We start from the raw sequence: 359 nt of genomic DNA on the forward strand, positions 1-359 counted from the left end.
GCTCCAAGGGTGGGGCTCGAACCCACAGCCTACCGGTTAACAGCCGGTTGCTCCACCGTTGAGCTACCTTGGAACATCTAACGTGGCTATGTCCTACTCTCCCAGGCAGTTTCCCACCAAGTACCATCAGCGCTAGAGAACTTAACTTCTGTGTTCGGAATGGGAACAGGTGTATCTTCTCTGCTATTATAACCACATTTTTCCCTTGTTGCTAGGACAAGTATAATATTAACATTTTTTGTTATTTTTGTCAATACTTTTTTCATACTTTTTTAGAGTTAGCACTCTAAAAACTGCATATATATTTTAATTAATGAACATCAAATAATATTGGTCAAGTCCTCGACCTATTAGTATCG

1 tRNA gene and 1 rRNA gene are annotated in these 359 nt (G+C 40.1%); both read right to left on the bottom strand.

The features are described from left to right. Window position 1: 1 nt before the first annotated feature. Window positions 2-73 (bottom strand) — tRNA-Asn (locus KGF50_RS21990). 7 nt (window positions 74-80) lie between these two features. Continuing rightward, a 5S ribosomal RNA gene (rrf, locus tag KGF50_RS21995) occupies window positions 81-197 on the bottom strand. Window positions 198-359: the final 162 nt, after the last annotated feature.

This window comes from Clostridioides sp. ZZV15-6598 (genome assembly GCF_020657705.1).
Taxonomy (GTDB): domain Bacteria; phylum Bacillota; class Clostridia; order Peptostreptococcales; family Peptostreptococcaceae; genus Clostridioides; species Clostridioides difficile_F.